The organism is Cupriavidus sp. SS-3 (genome assembly GCF_035818815.1).
GTDB lineage: Bacteria > Pseudomonadota > Gammaproteobacteria > Burkholderiales > Burkholderiaceae > Cupriavidus > Cupriavidus taiwanensis_C.
On the sequence record NZ_JAYLVT010000005.1, the window covers coordinates 254,667 to 269,896 of the forward strand.

General features: G+C 67.1%; 15 protein-coding genes. 3 read left to right on the top strand and 12 right to left on the bottom strand.

The genetic code is table 11. From position 1 onward, the window contains the following. The first annotated feature begins 121 nt into the window (after positions 1-121). From gpmA to U9J39_RS10815, 3 genes are all read left to right on the top strand, one after another. Positions 122-868: a 2,3-diphosphoglycerate-dependent phosphoglycerate mutase gene (gpmA, locus tag U9J39_RS10805; RefSeq protein ID WP_115679271.1), complete on the top strand. Its 747-nt coding sequence runs from the start codon at positions 122-124 to the stop codon at positions 866-868. 179 nt (positions 869-1,047) lie between these two features. Next, positions 1,048-2,655, top strand: a complete 1,608-nt coding sequence (locus U9J39_RS10810; RefSeq protein WP_326347025.1) for a S41 family peptidase — start codon at positions 1,048-1,050, stop codon at positions 2,653-2,655. 31 nt (positions 2,656-2,686) lie between these two features. Continuing rightward, entirely contained in the window at positions 2,687-3,484 is a 798-nt protein-coding gene (locus U9J39_RS10815; RefSeq protein WP_115705679.1) for a HesA/MoeB/ThiF family protein, read from the top strand. Between the two features lie 83 nt (positions 3,485-3,567). Here U9J39_RS10815 and mnmH read toward each other — a convergent pair whose 3' ends face one another. The 12 genes from mnmH to U9J39_RS10875 all read right to left on the bottom strand — a co-directional run bounded on the left by mnmH (position 3,568) and on the right by U9J39_RS10875 (position 15,225). Further along, positions 3,568-4,674 carry a tRNA 2-selenouridine(34) synthase MnmH gene (mnmH, locus tag U9J39_RS10820; protein ID WP_326347026.1) on the bottom strand — a complete coding sequence of 369 codons (1,107 nt, stop codon included), beginning with the start codon at positions 4,672-4,674 and terminating at the stop codon, positions 3,568-3,570. 11 nt (positions 4,675-4,685) lie between these two features. After that, positions 4,686-5,729, bottom strand: coding sequence for a selenide, water dikinase SelD (selD, locus tag U9J39_RS10825; RefSeq protein ID WP_115707988.1), 1,044 nt, complete (start codon positions 5,727-5,729; stop codon positions 4,686-4,688). A 185-nt stretch (positions 5,730-5,914) separates the two neighbouring features. Beyond that, positions 5,915-6,394 (bottom strand): bacterioferritin, encoded by a 480-nt coding sequence (bfr, locus tag U9J39_RS10830; protein WP_012351604.1) that lies wholly within the window; start codon positions 6,392-6,394, stop codon positions 5,915-5,917. A gap of 123 nt (positions 6,395-6,517) precedes the next feature. Then, positions 6,518-6,823, bottom strand: coding sequence for a (2Fe-2S)-binding protein (locus tag U9J39_RS10835; RefSeq protein WP_026164535.1), 306 nt, complete (start codon positions 6,821-6,823; stop codon positions 6,518-6,520). Between the two features lie 214 nt (positions 6,824-7,037). Further along, on the bottom strand, positions 7,038-8,810 hold the full coding sequence (ptsP, locus tag U9J39_RS10840) for a phosphoenolpyruvate--protein phosphotransferase (protein WP_326347027.1): 1,773 nt from the start codon (positions 8,808-8,810) through the stop codon (positions 7,038-7,040). A gap of 49 nt (positions 8,811-8,859) precedes the next feature. After that, the gene (locus U9J39_RS10845; RefSeq protein ID WP_115679265.1) at positions 8,860-9,129 is read right to left on the bottom strand and encodes an HPr family phosphocarrier protein; all 270 of its coding nucleotides are present in this window, start codon (positions 9,127-9,129) and stop codon (positions 8,860-8,862) included. Next, entirely contained in the window at positions 9,098-9,553 is a 456-nt protein-coding gene (locus U9J39_RS10850) for a PTS sugar transporter subunit IIA (RefSeq protein ID WP_012351600.1), read from the bottom strand. The genes U9J39_RS10845 and U9J39_RS10850 overlap by 32 nt, the downstream gene beginning before the upstream one ends. Before the next feature lie 78 nt (positions 9,554-9,631). Next, complete coding sequence (gene gshB, locus U9J39_RS10855; protein ID WP_326347028.1) at positions 9,632-10,597, bottom strand: glutathione synthase; 966 nt, start codon at positions 10,595-10,597, stop codon at positions 9,632-9,634. 8 nt (positions 10,598-10,605) lie between these two features. Next, positions 10,606-11,901: a glutamate--cysteine ligase gene (gene gshA / locus U9J39_RS10860; protein WP_062802025.1), complete on the bottom strand. Its 1,296-nt coding sequence runs from the start codon at positions 11,899-11,901 to the stop codon at positions 10,606-10,608. A 558-nt stretch (positions 11,902-12,459) separates the two neighbouring features. Beyond that, positions 12,460-14,019 carry an ammonium transporter gene (gene amt / locus U9J39_RS10865; RefSeq protein ID WP_326347029.1) on the bottom strand — a complete coding sequence of 520 codons (1,560 nt, stop codon included), beginning with the start codon at positions 14,017-14,019 and terminating at the stop codon, positions 12,460-12,462. Between the two features lie 32 nt (positions 14,020-14,051). Then, positions 14,052-14,390 carry a P-II family nitrogen regulator gene (locus tag U9J39_RS10870; protein ID WP_115679261.1) on the bottom strand — a complete coding sequence of 113 codons (339 nt, stop codon included), beginning with the start codon at positions 14,388-14,390 and terminating at the stop codon, positions 14,052-14,054. Between the two features lie 52 nt (positions 14,391-14,442). After that, positions 14,443-15,225 (bottom strand): TorF family putative porin, encoded by a 783-nt coding sequence (locus U9J39_RS10875; protein WP_115679260.1) that lies wholly within the window; start codon positions 15,223-15,225, stop codon positions 14,443-14,445. Positions 15,226-15,230 lie beyond the last annotated feature (5 nt).

Below are 15,230 nucleotides of genomic sequence, written 5' to 3' on the forward strand. Positions count from 1 at the left end.
CCGCCATTGTCGCCTGTCCGAGACATGGGATGTTTACCGAATCCCGTCCTGGCCCTTCTTACGGCCCCTCCAGGTGACGGCGCGGACGCATGCAGGTTACCTACTCTCTGGAAGCAGCAGCATGTACAAGCTTGTCCTCATCCGCCACGGCGAATCCACGTGGAACCTCGAAAACCGCTTCACCGGCTGGGTCGATGTCGACCTGACCGAAACCGGCGCCGCCCAGGCGCGCCAGGCCGGCAAGCTGCTCAAGGAGGCTGGCATGGGCTTCGACGTGGCCTACACCTCGGTGCTCAAGCGCGCCATCCGCACGCTGTGGCATGTGCAGGATGAAATGGACCTGATGTGGATTCCGGTGCGCAACGAATGGCGCCTGAACGAGCGCCACTACGGCGCGCTGGCAGGCCTGAACAAGGCCGAGACCGCGGCCAAGTTCGGCGACGAACAGGTGCTGGTCTGGCGCCGCAGCTACGACACGCCGCCGCCGGCGCTGGAGCCGACCGATCCGCGCGCCTCGTACGACGATCCCCGCTACGCCAATGTGCCGCGCAACGAAATCCCGCTGACCGAGTGCCTGAAGGACACCGTGGCCCGCGTGATGCCGTTGTGGAACGAATCCATCGCCCCCGACATCCAATCCGGCAAGCGCGTGGTCATTGCCGCCCATGGCAACAGCATCCGCGCGCTGGTGAAATACCTGGACCAGATTTCGGATGACGACATCGTCGGCCTCAATATCCCCAACGGCACCCCCCTCGTCTACGAGCTGGACGCCGACCTGCGCCCCCTGCGCCATTATTACCTGGGTGACCAGGAAGCCATCGCCGCGTCGCTCGCGGCCGTGGCCAGCCAGGGCAAGGCGCGCTGAGATCCGCCCGGGCGGCCGCGCACGGATGTGCGGCCGCCCACCCTGAGCCGGGACGGGACAGGTCCATTTCTCCACTCGCACTTATACTGTCGGACAAACCGCCCGGCGCCGGGCGGCCGCAGCCGGCATAATCCCCATACCGTACACCCGTACTTCGCGTACAAGTTCAGGCAGCCCTCATGCGCAAGACGCTCAAGAACATCAGCCTAGTTTCTGTCGGCCTCGTCGCCGGCGTGCTCGCCACGCTGCAGATTTCGGCGACCGCGCAGAATTCATCGGGGCCCCTGCCGCTGGACCAGTTGCGGCTGATGGCCGATATCTTCGGGCAGATCAAGCGCGAGTATGTGGAGCCGGTCGATGACAAGAAGCTGCTGACCGAAGCCATCAAGGGCATGGTCGCCAGCCTCGACCCGCATTCGTCCTACCTCGACGAGAAGGATTTCAAGGAGCTGCAGGAAGGCACGCGCGGGCGCTTTGCCGGCCTGGGCATCGAGATCTCGCAGGAAGAAGGGCTGGTCAAGGTGATCAACCCGATCGAGGACACGCCCGCCTTCCGCGCCGGCATCCAGCCCGGCGACCTGATCACCCGTATCGACGACAAGCCCGTGCGCGGCCTGCCGCTGGAGCAGGCGGTCAAGCGCATGCGCGGCGAGCCCGGCACCAAGGTCACGCTGACGATCTATCGCAAGAGCGAGGAACGCACCTTCCCGGTCTCGATCACACGCGCCGAGATCCGCGTGCAGTCGGTCAAGGCCAAGATGCTGGACAACAATATCGGCTGGATCCGCCTGACCAGCTTCCAGGAACGCACCATCTCCGACCTGTCCCGCAAGCTGACCGAGCTGGCGCAGAAGAACCCCAACATGAAGGGCCTGGTGCTGGACCTGCGCAACAACGGCGGCGGCGTGCTGCAGGGCGCGGTCGGCGTGGCCGCGGCGTTCCTGCCGGAAGATGCCACGGTGGTGTCGACCAACGGCCAGGTGCCCGACGCCAAGCGCGTGTACAAGGCTACGTACAACAACTACCGCCTGTCGTCGCTGGAAGATGATCCGCTCAAGGACCTGCCCGCGCTGTACAAGAAGATCCCGATGGTGGTGCTGACCAACGCCTACTCGGCCTCGGCGTCCGAGATCGTGGCCGGCGCGCTGCAGGACCACCACCGCGCGCAGATCATGGGCAAGACCACCTTTGGCAAGGGCTCGGTGCAGACCGTGCGCCCGCTCACCAACGACACCGGCATCAAGCTGACCATTGCGTACTACTACACGCCGAGCGGCAAGTCGATCCAGGCCAAGGGCATCCGCCCGGATATCCCGGTCGATCAGAACCCGGAAGGCGATCCGGACGACGCGCTGATCACGCGCGAGATCGATACCGAGCGCCACCTGCACAACAAGCAGGAATCGGAAGAACCGGAAATGACCGAGCGCGAGCAGCGCCGCGTCGAGGAACTGCGCCGCCTGGAAGAAGAGAACGCCAAGAAGACCCCGGAAGAGCGCGAGAAAGAGCGCCGCAAGAAGCCGGTGGAATTCGGCTCGGCCGACGACTTCATGCTGCAGCAGGCCATCGCCCAGCTCAACGGCCAGCCGGTCAAGCGCTCCAAGTCCAAGCTCGAAACGAACCCGCCCGCCGACAACGGCAAGGCGGCGAAGCCTTCGGGCAAGAGCGGCGCCAGGGGCGCCAGCGCACCGGCCGCCAAGCCGGCGGCACCGGCCCCCGGCAAGCAGCCGCCGGCCAGCGCGCCGATCGGCGAGCCGCTGGGCACGCCGACCGGCAAGGCACCGTAAACTCCAGACGCCTTTCATTGAGGCTGCCGGCATGAGCGACGCGATTCACGCAGGCCCGCAGGACGACCCGTCCGACGGCCTCGACGACGAACAACTGCTGCGCTATTCGCGCCACATCCTGCTCGACGAGCTGGGCATCGAAGGCCAGCGGCGCCTGCTGGCCGGCCACGCGGTGGTGATCGGCGCCGGCGGCCTCGGCGCCGCCGCCCTGCCATTCCTGGCCTCGGCCGGCGTCGGCCGCATCACCGTGGTCGACAACGACGAGGTCGACCTGACCAACCTGCAGCGTCAGATTATCCACACCACCGCCAACGTGGGCCGGCCCAAGGTCGACTCCGCCCGCGAAGGCATGCTGCGCATCAACCCTGGCCTGGACATCGTCACCGTGCCGGCGCGCGTGGGCGATGCCGAACTGGACCAGCTGGTGGCGTCGGCCAGCGTGGTGCTGGACTGCTGCGACAACTTCGCCACGCGCCAGGCCGTCAACCGCGCCTGCGTGCGCCACAAGGTGCCGCTGGTCTCCGGCGCCGCGCTGCGCTTCGACGGCCAGATCAGCGTATTCGACCGCCGCCAGCCCGACGCGCCCTGCTACGCCTGCCTGTTCCCGCCGGCCGAACCCGCGCCGGAAGTCGCCTGCGCCACCATGGGTGTGTTCGCGCCACTGGTCGGCATGGTCGGCACCGTGCAGGCAGCCGAGGCCCTCAAGCTGCTTGCCAATGTGGGCGACAGCCTCGCCGGCCGGCTGCTGATGGTCAATGCGCTGTCGATGGAATGGACCACCATGCGGCTGGCGCGCACGCCGGATTGCCCGGTGTGCGGCGGGCACTGAGCCCGGCGGGCTGATCCACACCCCGATGAGTGGCGGTGCCGGTCTTGCCGGCCAGCCGCACTCGCTTGCAGCCCCGGATCTCCCTATTCCCCTTGCCGCGCCGTGTGCGCCAGCAGCCAGTCCGTCACGGCATCGCGGTCGCCGCGGAAGACGATGCGCGCCTCGCGCTGGGCGCGCTGGAAGTCATACATGGGGTCGTAGTAATCGCGCAGCAGCACTTCGATCCAGCCGCGATGCAGCGCTACCTCGCCGGATTCGGCCTGGCACGCCAGCGCCTGGTCCAGCAGCGCCGACAGCTTGCCGTAGCGCGCGCCGCCCAGCCGCGGCGCGATCGCGGCCATGGCTTCGCGCAGGCGCGTGGCGTAGGCGCCGAAGCCTTCGGCGCTGCCCTTCGTGTCGATGAATTCCGCCGCCAGCCCCTGCACGTAGTCGCGCAGCACGCGTTCGACGCGGGCGTCGAACGGCGCTTCCAGCCATACCAGCGGACTGGCCTGCATGCGCTGCGACAGCGCCTGCGGCACGTCGCGGCTGCCGATGAAGCGGCCTTCGTCTTCCACCACCAGCGCGCGCCAGCCGGCGTCGAGATGACGCAGCACGTCGATGGCCAGGGCGTTCTCGAAGTCGATCTGCGGCGGCTGCGGCAGCGCGCGGCGGCCGAAGGCGGAGCCGCGGTGGCGCGCATGGCCTTCCAGGTCGATCGACGCGGGCACGTCGGCCAGCACGTCGGTCTTGCCGCTGCCGGTCAGCCCGCCCACCACGAACCACGGCTGCGCTGCCGCCGCGGTATCGATGGTTTCGATCAGGAAGCCGCGCATGGCCTTGTAGCCGCCGGTCACGCGCGGATAGTCGACACCTGCCTCGCGCAGCCACTGCTGCACCAGCTGCGAGCGCAGCCCGCCGCGGAAGCAATACAGGTAGCCGTCCGGATGGGCGCGCGCAAACTCCGCCCAGGCGGCGATGCGCGCCGCCTTGCGCTGACCGGCCACCAGTTGGTGGCCGAGTTCGATCGCTGCCTGCTGGCCCTTCTGCGCATAGCACAGGCCGACCTCGTGGCGCTCGGCATCGTCCATCAGCGGCAGGTTGACCGCGCCGGGGAAGGCCCCGCGCGCGAACTCCAGCGGCGCGCGCACGTCTAGCATGGCGACGCCACTGAGGAACAGTTTGCGGAAGTCGGCGGTATCTGGACGCATCAACGGGCGCATCAGCGGATCTCTACGGCCAGCGCGGCGCGGGCCACCATCTCGCCGATCGGGGCGAGCGAAAGCCCCAGGCGCTGGCATTCGGCCAGGAACGCGGCTTCGCCGGCAGGCTCGACCGCGACCAGCAGGCCGCCGCTGGTCTGGGGATCGCACAGCAGCGCGCGTTGCGCCTCGGTAAGCGGCGCGATGCGGTGGCCGTAGCTGTCGAAGTTGCGCTGGGTGCCGCCCGGCACGCAGCCCTGGCCGATGTAGTCGGCCACGTCATCCAGCACCGGCACCGCGGCATAGTCTATGCGCGCGGTCAGGCCGCTGCCCTCGGCCATTTCAACCAGGTGGCCCAGCAAGCCGAAACCGGTGACGTCGGTCATCGCGCGCACGCCGGGCAAGCGCCCGAAGGCGGCGCCGGGCTTGTTGAGCACGCACATCCAGTCGCGCGCCAGATGGCGGTTGTCGGCGCGCAGCAGCCCCTTCTTTTCCGCCGTGGTCAGCACGCCGATGCCGAGCGGCTTGGTCAGGTAGAGCCGGCAGCCGGGCGTGGCGGTGTCGTTGCGCTTCATGTGCGCGCGCTCGACCAGCCCCGTCACCGCCAGGCCGAAGATGGGCTCGGGCGCGTCGATCGAATGACCGCCCGCCAGCGGAATGCCGGCGTCGTCGCAGGCGCGGCGCCCGCCCGCCACCACTTCGCGCGCCACCTCGGGCGGCAGCACGTTGACCGGCCAGCCCAGGATGGCGATGGCCATCAGCGGGTCGCCGCCCATGGCGTAGATGTCGCTGATCGCATTGGTCGCGGCGATGCGGCCGAAGTCGAACGGATCGTCGACGATGGGCATGAAGAAATCGGTGGTCGAAACCACGCCGCGCTGCCCGTCGGCGCCATCCAGCGCATACACCGCCGCATCATCGCGCGAGGCATTGCCGACCCACAGGCGCGGGTCCAGGTGCTGCGCGCCGCTGCCGGCCAGGATCACGTCGAGCACCTTGGGGGAAATCTTGCAGCCGCAGCCGGCACCGTGGCTGTACTGCGTCAGGCGGATGGGACTGGTCATGGGCGTGGGCTCCGCGCGGCGCGCCGGCGGGTCAGGAGCCTTGGCCCCGCCGGCAACGCCTGGATGAAGAGAGGAATTGGAATGAGAAGGGTTACTGCCTGCAGGCGAGCAACCAGGCGGCACCGATCGGCGCCGCGCGCTGGGGCGGGCCGCCCCGTCGGAGCGGCCGCGCCGAAGACGGCGGCTTATTGCTCGCCCGGCTCCATCTGCGACTGCAGGTAATTCTGCAGCCCGACCTTGTCGATCAGGTCCAGCTGCGTTTCCAGGTATTCGATATGTTCCTCGGTATCGGTGAGGATATCGACCAGAATTTCGCGGCTGACGTAATCGCCGACCGATTCGCAATAGGCGATGCCTTCCTTGACGGTGGTGTGCGCGGTCTGTTCCAGCTTCAGGTCGCACTTGAGCATCTCGGGCGTGTCTTCGCCGAGCAGCAGCTTGTGCAGGTCCTGCAGGTTGGGCAGGCCGTCCAGCATCAGGATGCGGTCGATCAGGCGGTCGGCGTGCTTCATCTCGCCGATCGATTCCTTGTACTCCACGTCGCCGAGCTTCTTCAGGCCCCAGTGGCGATACATGCGGGCGTGCAGGAAATACTGGTTGATCGCGGTCAGCTCGTTCTTGAGCTGGGCGTTCAGATGCTGGATGACCTTCTTGTCACCTTTCATTGGCGGCTCCTGTTGCATCGGGCCCGCGCAGAAATACGAAACGGCGCCAATGGCGCCGTGCAGTCAGAAAAAAGGAATGCGCAAAAACGCGCCGTGAACTGAACTTTCAGTTCATGGGCGCGTTCAGGCCACCAGCGCCTTGCGCTGGTCGTTCGCGACTGCCGGGTCCCGAGTGTCCATTATGGTACATGGGCCCGAAGCGGAACAGGAAGAAATCTCCACAACCTGGATGCTGGCGAGGGTCGCCACCGTGACATTGCGTACCGCGGCCACGCCTTCCTGCAACACCTGCTGCGCGCACTCGCGGCAACGGCCGCAGCACGTGCCGACGCCGAGCGTTTCAGCCAGTTCGTCGAGGGTTTCGACGCCCAGGTGCGCAGCACCGTGAATCTCACGATCGGTGATCTGGTTGCAGATGCAGACGTACACAAGTCCCTCCGTTGGGGCGCGGGACACCGGCATGTCCCTGCGAATGAACGTCAGAATATCAGAGATCAATAATGATAACAATTCCCATTAAGCCACATCACGGAAGGTCGGGAAGACGTCACTGGACGCAAAAAGAAGGCGGCTGGCGCGGCACTTTTCTGCTTAAGGAAGTGCCGCGCCAGCCGCCTTTTTGCCTCAGAAAACCCTGACGCCGTCAGGGTCGTGCGATCTGCCGCAGCACCGCGGCCTGTTCCTCGGGGTCGTAGGCCTGCAGCAGCTGGTCGACCAGCGGTTCCAGCCGTTCGCAATTGGCGTGCAGGATTTCCTGCTTGACCCGCAGCAACTGGGCGGGGTGCATGGAGAATTCGCGCAGTCCCATGCCCAGCAGCAGCCGCGTCATCGACGGGTCGCCCGCCATCTCGCCGCACACCGCCACCGGCACGCCGGCGCGATTGGCTTCGCGGATGGTGCGCGCCACCAGCTGCAGCACCGCCGGATGCAGCGGGTCGAACAGGTGCGCCACGGCGTTGTCGGCGCGGTCGATCGCCAGCGTGTACTGGATCAGGTCGTTGGTGCCGATGGACAGGAAATCCATCTTGCGCAGGAACAGCGGCGGCAGCAGCACCGCTGCCGGGATCTCGATCATGGCCCCGACCTTCAGGCCGGGGTCATACGGTTCGCCGCGCTCGTCCAGCTGGCGCTTGGCCTTGGCGATCAGCGCCAGGGTCTGGTCGATCTCGCTGGCATGCGCCAGCATCGGCACCAGCAGCCGCACCGGGCCGAAGGCCGACGCGCGCAGCAGCGCGCGCAGCTGGGTCAGGAACATGCCTGGCTCCGACAGCGACCAGCGGATCGCGCGCAGCCCCAGCGCCGGGTTCAGCGCGGTCTCGAAGTCATCGGCGCGGCCGTCCCCGCGGGCGTCGAGCGGCTTGTCGGCGCCGATATCGATGGTGCGGATGGTCACCGGCAGCCCGTGCATGGCATCGACCGCGCCGCGGTACGCCTGGAACTGCTCTTCCTCGCCCGGCAGCTCGTCGCGCCGGTTCATGAACAGGAACTCGGAGCGGAACAGGCCGACGCCGACCGCGCCGGCGGCCAGCGCGGCGCCGGCATCCTCTGCCATCTCGATATTGGCCAGCAGCTCGATCTCGATCCCGTCCAGCGTCACCGCCGGCGTATGCCGAAGGCGCTGCAGGCGCTTCTTCTCCAGCACGCGCTCGCTCTGCCGGTGGCGGTATTCCTCGAGGATGATGGCGGTGGGGTCGACGATCACCAGGCCGGCGTCGCCGTCGATGATGATCCAGTCATCCTGGCGGATCAGCTCGCTCGCGCTCTGCACACCGACCGCGGCCGGGATGTCCAGGCTGCGCGCGACGATGGCGGTATGCGAGGTGCGCCCGCCCAGGTCGGTGACAAAGCCGTGGAACACGGTGTGGCGGAACTGCAGCATGTCGGCGGGCGCGATATCGTGGGCCACCACGATCACGCCCGGCGCGGGCTCGCCGTCGGCGGCCAGCGCGGGCACCGGCGCCGGCACCAGCACCGGCGCGCCGGCCAGCGCCTTCAGGATGCGCTCCACCACCTGCTGGATGTCGGCCTTGCGCTCGCGCAGGTATTCGTCCTCGATCTCGTCGAACTGGCGCATCAGCTCTTCGAGGCGCGTGGTCAGGGCCCACTCGGCGTTGTAGCGCCGGCCCCGGATCAGCGCCTCGGGCTCGCGCGCCAGCGCCTCGTCGTCGAGGATCATCGCGTGCACGTCGAGGAAGGCGCCCATTTCTTCGGGCGCGTCGCGCGGCAGGTCGCGCTTGAGCGCGGCCAGTTCGGCCCGCACCGCGGCGCGCGCGGCGCGCAGCCGTTCCACCTCGGCGTCGAGCTGCTCTTCATCGACCAGGTAGTGCGACACGTCCAGCGCCGCGGGCGCAAGCAGGTGCGCGCGGCCGATGGCGACGCCGCGCGAGACCGGGATGCCGTGCAAGGCGAAAGGCATGTACCGCTCCGTCAGGAACGTTTATCAATTCGGGTCAAGGCCGCCGGCCTCACTCCCCTTCACCAAAGCGGTTGGCGATCAGTGCCAGCAGCGCGTCCATCGCCTCCTGCTCGTCGGGACCCTCCGTCTCGATCGTGATGGTCGAGCCGATCCCGGCGGCCAGCATCATCACGCCCATGATGCTCTTGGCATCGACCTGGCGTCCGTTGCGGGACATCTTGACCTGGCTGACGAAGTTGCCGGCGAGCTGGGTCAGTTTGGCGGACGCGCGTGCGTGCAGTCCGAGTTTATTGATGATGGTGGTGTCCCTCTGCAGCATATTTGTCGGGATGATTGGCGGTTTGATTCTGGACGGTGGTGGTGCCGACCTGCAGCACGCCCTGCGAGCCGCCGGCCAGCGCCTTGGTGGCGAGCTGGTCCAGCTTTTCGGCCCGGTAGCAGATGGCACGGACCAGCATGGGAAGGTTGACGCCGGCCAGCACGCGCACGCGGCCAGGCTCGGCCAGGCGCGCGGCGATATTGGCGGGGGTGGCGCCGAAGATGTCGGTCAGGACCAGCGCGCCGTTGTCTTCGCAGATGGCTTCCAGCCGGCGCCTGGCCTCGGCCAGCACGGCGGCGGGATCGGCATCGGGAAGGACGTCGATGGCTTCCAGCCGCTGCGGCTGGCCACAGTAGACGTGGGCGGCGCAATCGCGCAAGGCTGATGCCAGCGGGGTGTGCGCGATGATCAGGATGCCTGCCATGATGGTGAATCCGTTGGATTGCCCCGATTGTAGCAGGCGCCCCCCGGCGCTCCCGCTGCCCGCCCGGACCGCTGGCGCCTAGCTGCCGGCAGCGTCGACGGCGTGCTCGAGCGCGTCGATGAACATCGCCGCGACATGGAAGCCGGTCTGCTGCGTGATCTCCTGGAAACAGGTCGGGCTCGTCACATTGACCTCGGTCAGGTAGTCGCCGATGACATCCAGGCCAACCAGCAGCAGGCCCTGCTCCCACAGCCCCGGCGCCAGCGCCTCGGCGATCTCGCGGTCGCGCCGGCTCAGCTCCTGGGCGCGGCCGGTGCCGCCCGCGGCGAGGTTGCCGCGCACTTCGCCGGCCATCGGCACGCGCGCCAGCGAATACGGCACCGGCACGCCGCCGATCAGCAGCACGCGCTTGTCGCCGTCCTTGATCGCCGGGATATAGCGCTGCACCATCAGCGAGCGGGCGCCGTCCTGGCCCAGCGTCTCGACGATCGCGGCCAGGTTCATGCCGTCGGCGCCGACCCGGAACACGCCCATGCCGCCCATGCCGTCGAGCGGCTTGACGATGATGTCGCGATGTTCGGCGTGGAAATCGCGGATGCGCGCCAGGTCGCGCGTGACCAGCGTCGGCGTGATGAATTCCGGATACTGGGCAATCGCCAGCTTCTCGGAATGGTCGCGGATCGCCCGCGGCTTGTTGAACACGCGCGCGCCCTGCCCCTCGGCCAGCTCCAGCAGCCAGGTGCTGGTCACGTATTCCATGTCGAAGGGCGGGTCCTTGCGCATCAGCACCGCGTCGAAGGCCGACAGCGGCTCAAGCGCGCTGTTGCCCTCGCGGTACCAGGCGCCATGTTCCGCGCCATCCTCGCCAGTCAGGTGCAGCCGCGTGGCCACGGTCTCGACCGTGCGTCCGGACAGCGCCAGCTGCGGCTGCAGGCACCAGTACAGCTCGTGGCCGCGCGCGGCGGCCTCGGCCATCATGGCGTAGGTGGAGTCCTTGTAGGTCTTGAAGGTCTCCAGCTGATCGGTGATGAAGAGGATGCGCATGGTGGCGTTCAGATGATCGGGTTGGGGTCGGTCTTCTCGAGCTCCAGCGACGCCGCCAGCAAGGCCAGCCGCGCCACCACGCCATACATGTAGAAGCGGTTCGGCACCGCCGCGCCAGGCTTGGCGTGGCTGTCCGGGATGCCGTTGGGCGCGAACGCCAGCGGCACGAAATGCATGCCCGGCGCGTTGAGGTTTTCGTCGTTGCCGCGGCCGGTGTGCACGCGGTAGAAGCCGCCCACCACGTAGCGGTCGATCATGTACACCACCGGCTCGGCCACCGCCTCGTTGACCTTCTCGAAGGTGTGCACGCCCTCCTGGATGATGACGTCGCTGACCTCCAGGCCCTCCTTGACCACGCTCATCTTGTTGCGCTCCTTCCGGTTCAGGCCCTTGATCTCGGACGGGTCGCGCACGGTCATGATGCCCATGCCATAGGTGCCGGCATCGGCCTTGACCACCACGTACGGCGTTTCCTTGATGCCGTACTCGCGGTACTTCTTGGCGATCTTCTTCAGCACGCCTTCGACCGCGTCGGCCAGCTCTTCCTCGCCCACGCGCTCGTGGAAATTCACGCCGGTGGTACGGGCGAAGTACGGGTTGACCATCCACGGGTCGATGTCGATCAGCTTGGCGAACTTCTTCGCCACTTCGTCATAGGCGGAAAAGTGGCTGCTCTTGCGACGCGTGGACCAGCCGGCGTGCAGCGGCGGCAGCAGGTACTGCTCGTTGATGTTTTCCAGGATCGGCGGAATGCCGGCCGACAAGTCGTTGTTGAGCAGGATCGAACAGGGATCGAAGTCCTTCAGCCCCAGCCGGCGGCCCTTGGTGCCCAGGCGCGCCAGCGGCTCGACCACCAGGGTCTGGCCGTCGGGCAGCTCGATCGGGGTCGGTTCGGTGATTTCCTCGGAAAGCGAGCCCAGGCGCACGTTCAGCCCGGCCTGGCGCATGATCAGCGACAGCCGCGCCACGTTCTGCAGGTAGAACATATTGCGGGTGTGGCGTTCCGGAATCAGCAACAGGTTCTTGGCATCCGGGCAGATCTTTTCGATAGCCGCCATCGCGGCCTGCACCGCCAGCGGCAGCATCTCGGGGGCCAGGTTATTGAAGCCGCCGGGGAACAGGTTGGTATCGACCGGCGCCAGCTTGAAGCCGGCGTTGCGCAGATCGACCGAGCAATAGAAGGGGGGCGTATGCTCCTGCCATTCCAGCCTGAACCAGCGCTCGATGGACGGGGTCGCGTCCAGGATCTTCTTTTCCAGTTCGAGCAGCGGACCGTTCAGCGCGGTGATGAGATGCGGGACCATATCCATCCTATAGATCGTCTTAATCGTTCGCCCCGATTGTAGAGGAACGGCCAACCGGGCGCTGGCACACCCTTTATAAGGATATGCAGCGCCTGGCATAAGGGATAACCATATGGGGATGGGCGGCGCGAAATAAAGAGGGCCGCGCCGGCGTGGCGTGCGGGCAAAAAAAAAAGCGCGGCGATGCCGCGCTTTTAAATGGCCTGACAGATACGGGGAGCGTTCTGCAGGTGGAGGAAACTGCCTCAATGGCAATGTATGTGCGCCGCACATTAAAGACAATTGAAGCTTTTTAAGATCGGAGTTAAGCACTTTGCGAAAAGCCCGCGCGCGGCGCGCGGGATTGCCGGCTGGCCCGCGCCAGCACTGGCTTCGCGGGTTTCGCTGGCAATCCGGGCAGGCGTCGCGACGGGCTTGTCCGCGTCGCCATGCGTGATCGCCGCAGGCTAAATGTCTGCAACCCCGGTCAACGCAACAAAGAAAAAAGCCCGGCACGCGGCCGGGCAAAACTCCTGAGAGCAGATTCCCAATCAGCCCTCCAGCACAACACCTTTGCGATCAGCCTTCGTACGCGGTCTCGCCGTGCGAGGTGATATCCAGGCCTTCGCGCTCTTCGTCTTCCGGCACGCGCAGCCCGATCAGCATGTCCACCAGCTTGTAGGCGACGAAGGCCACCACGCCGGACCACACCACGGTGGTGAGCACGCCTTCGAACTGCACCCACAGCTGGCCAGCGATCGAATAGTCGTCGGCCACCTTGTTGGCGACGTAGTCGTAGATGCCGGTGCCGCCCAGGCTGGGCGCGGCGAACACGCCGGTCAGCAGCGCGCCGACGATGCCGCCCACGCCGTGCACGCCGAACACGTCCAGCGAGTCGTCCATGCCCAGCATGCGCTTCAGTCCGGTCACGCCCCACAGGCACAGCAGGCCGGCCACCAGGCCCATCACGATCGAGCCCATCGGGCCGACGAAGCCCGCGGCCGGGGTGATCGCCACCAGGCCGGCGACCGCACCCGAGGCGCCGCCCAGCATCGACGGCTTGCCCTTGCCGATCCACTCGCCGAAGGTCCACGACAGCACCGCGGCGCAGGTCGCCAGCAGCGTGTTGACGAAGGCCAGCGCGGCCGAGCCGTTGGCTTCAAGCGCCGAGCCGGCGTTGAAGCCGAACCAGCCGAACCACAGCAGCGAGGCACCCACCATGGTGAAGGTCAGGCTGTGCGGACGGATCGCCTCGCGGCCGAAGCCGATGCGCTTGCCGAACATGAAGGCACCCACCAGCCCGGCCACCGCGGCATTGATGTGCACCACGGTGCCGCCGGCAAAGTCCAGCGCGCCCTTCTGGAACAGCCAGCCGGCCTTGGCCGTTGCGGCGGTGCCGGCGGCGGCGTCGGTGTAGGCGTCAGGGCCCGGCCAGAACCACACCATGTGGGCGATCGGCAGGTAGGCGAAGGTGAACCACAGCACCACGAACACCAGCACCGCCGAGAAGCGCGCGCGCTCGGCGAAGGCGCCGATGATCAGGCCGCAGGTGATGCAGGCGAAGGCACACTGGAAGGCAAAGTAGCCCAGTTCCGGCAGCACCACGCCCTTGCTGAAAGTGGCGGCCACGGCGTCGACCGTCAGCCCCTTCATGAACAGCCGGTCCGTGCCGCCGAAGAACGCATTGCCCTCGGTGAAGGCGAAGCTGTAGCCGTAGATGGCCCACAGCAGCGACACCAGCGAGAAGATCACCAGGCACTGCATCAGCACCGACAACATGTTCTTGGAGCGCACCAGGCCGCCATAGAACAGCGCCAGGCCAGGCAGCGTCATCAGGATCACGAACGCGGTCGAGACCAGCAGCCAGGCAGTGTCGCCCTTGTTGGGCACGGGCGCAGCCGGCGCAGCGGCGGCTTCCGCCGGCGCGGCCGCGGCGGGCGCTGCTGCAGGGGCGGCAGCGGGCGCCGCAGCCGGGGCTGCCGCAGCCGCTGCAGCGGCCGGCGCGGAAGTGGCGGCGGCCGAGGCTTCGGCTGCCGGCTTGTCTTGCGCGGCGGCCGGGCTCGACATGCCGACGCCGGCGGTGCCGACGGCCAGCGCCATCGCGCCCGCCGCCAGGAATCGCTTGATCCAGGATTTCATGGGATTCACCTTTGTCTCTATGCTGTCTTGGGTCACAGGGCATCGCCGCCGGTCTCGCCGGTGCGGATGCGGATGACCTGCTCGATCGGGGTCACGAAGATCTTGCCGTCGCCGATCTTGCCGGTGCGGGCCGATTTCTCGACCGCCTCGATGGCGCGCTCGACCACGTCGTCTGGTACCGCCACCTCGATCTTCACCTTGGGCAGGAAGTCGACGATGTATTCGGCGCCGCGGTACAGCTCGGTATGGCCCTTCTGGCGGCCAAAGCCTTTCACTTCGGTCACGGTGATGCCGGACACGCCCACGTCCGACAGCGCTTCGCGCACCTCGTCGAGCTTGAACGGCTTGATGACTGCGATGATGAGTTTCATCAGGATTCTCCTGGGAGCGGACCGGCATCAGCCCGCCCGGGCTGCGTCAGAGTTAGAAAGTCTTGGTGATCGAGGCCCAGGCCGCGGCCTTGCCCAGGTAGCGGCCGCGGTTGGCGCTGGTGTAGGCCACTTCCTTGGCGTTGGTGTCGACATAGGCGACCGCCAGCGCAAAGCCCTTGCCCAGGTCCTTGGTCAGGCCGATCTTCCAGTCGGTGTACGAGGCATCGCTGTTGTGCTTCACGCCCTGGTAGCCGACGTGCGCGTTCAGCGTCAGGTCCCAGAAGTTCAGCGGCACGTTGGCACTCAGGTCGACGTAGTAGCTGTTCTTGCTGTCGGCCCAGCCGAACAGGTTGGTGACCGAGTGCGAGTACTTCAGCATGACCGGGCCCCAGCCGATCCCCGCATACAGTTCGGTGGTGTACGGGCGCGGATTGTTGTAGCCGCCCGGGTAGTAGTACTCGAGCACGCCCAGGTCATAGGCGAATTCGGTGCCGGCCACCTTGAAGGTGTTCTTGAAGCCGCCGTAGAAGTCCATTTCCACGGGCGCCGAGACCGCAGGGTTGGCGTCTTCCAGCCAGCTGATGCTGGAGTTCCAGTTGCCCAGGTAGAAGCCGCTTTCGTGCGCGTAGTCGAAACCGCCCTGAATGGCCGGTCGCAGGTTGGTCTGGCTGATGCCGCGATAGCGGTAATCCGTGACCAGCGACACGTTGGCCGTGAACGTATGCGGCGAGGCCGGCGCGGCAGCCGGGGCCGCGGCGTCGGTGCTCTGCGCCAGGGCGCCGCCGGCGGCACTGGCCAGGACCATCGCGCTGACTGCAAGGGCCAACTTCTTCATGGGAT

Coding starts and splice junctions, on each gene's coding strand:
- gpmA (WP_115679271.1), top strand. CDS start 122: ATGTACAAGCTTGTCCTCATCCGCCACGGCGAATCCACGTGGAACCTC.
- U9J39_RS10810 (WP_326347025.1), top strand. CDS start 1,048: ATGCGCAAGACGCTCAAGAACATCAGCCTAGTTTCTGTCGGCCTCGTC.
- U9J39_RS10815 (WP_115705679.1), top strand. CDS start 2,687: ATGAGCGACGCGATTCACGCAGGCCCGCAGGACGACCCGTCCGACGGC.
- mnmH (WP_326347026.1), bottom strand. CDS start 4,674: ATGCGTCCAGATACCGCCGACTTCCGCAAACTGTTCCTCAGTGGCGTC.
- selD (WP_115707988.1), bottom strand. CDS start 5,729: ATGACCAGTCCCATCCGCCTGACGCAGTACAGCCACGGTGCCGGCTGC.
- bfr (WP_012351604.1), bottom strand. CDS start 6,394: ATGAAAGGTGACAAGAAGGTCATCCAGCATCTGAACGCCCAGCTCAAG.
- ptsP (WP_326347027.1), bottom strand. CDS start 8,810: ATGCCTTTCGCCTTGCACGGCATCCCGGTCTCGCGCGGCGTCGCCATC.
- U9J39_RS10845 (WP_115679265.1), bottom strand. CDS start 9,129: ATGCTGCAGAGGGACACCACCATCATCAATAAACTCGGACTGCACGCA.
- U9J39_RS10850 (WP_012351600.1), bottom strand. CDS start 9,553: ATGGCAGGCATCCTGATCATCGCGCACACCCCGCTGGCATCAGCCTTG.
- gshB (WP_326347028.1), bottom strand. CDS start 10,597: ATGCGCATCCTCTTCATCACCGATCAGCTGGAGACCTTCAAGACCTAC.
- gshA (WP_062802025.1), bottom strand. CDS start 11,901: ATGGTCCCGCATCTCATCACCGCGCTGAACGGTCCGCTGCTCGAACTG.
- amt (WP_326347029.1), bottom strand. CDS start 14,019: ATGAAATCCTGGATCAAGCGATTCCTGGCGGCGGGCGCGATGGCGCTG.
- U9J39_RS10870 (WP_115679261.1), bottom strand. CDS start 14,390: ATGAAACTCATCATCGCAGTCATCAAGCCGTTCAAGCTCGACGAGGTG.
- U9J39_RS10875 (WP_115679260.1), bottom strand. CDS start 15,225: ATGAAGAAGTTGGCCCTTGCAGTCAGCGCGATGGTCCTGGCCAGTGCC.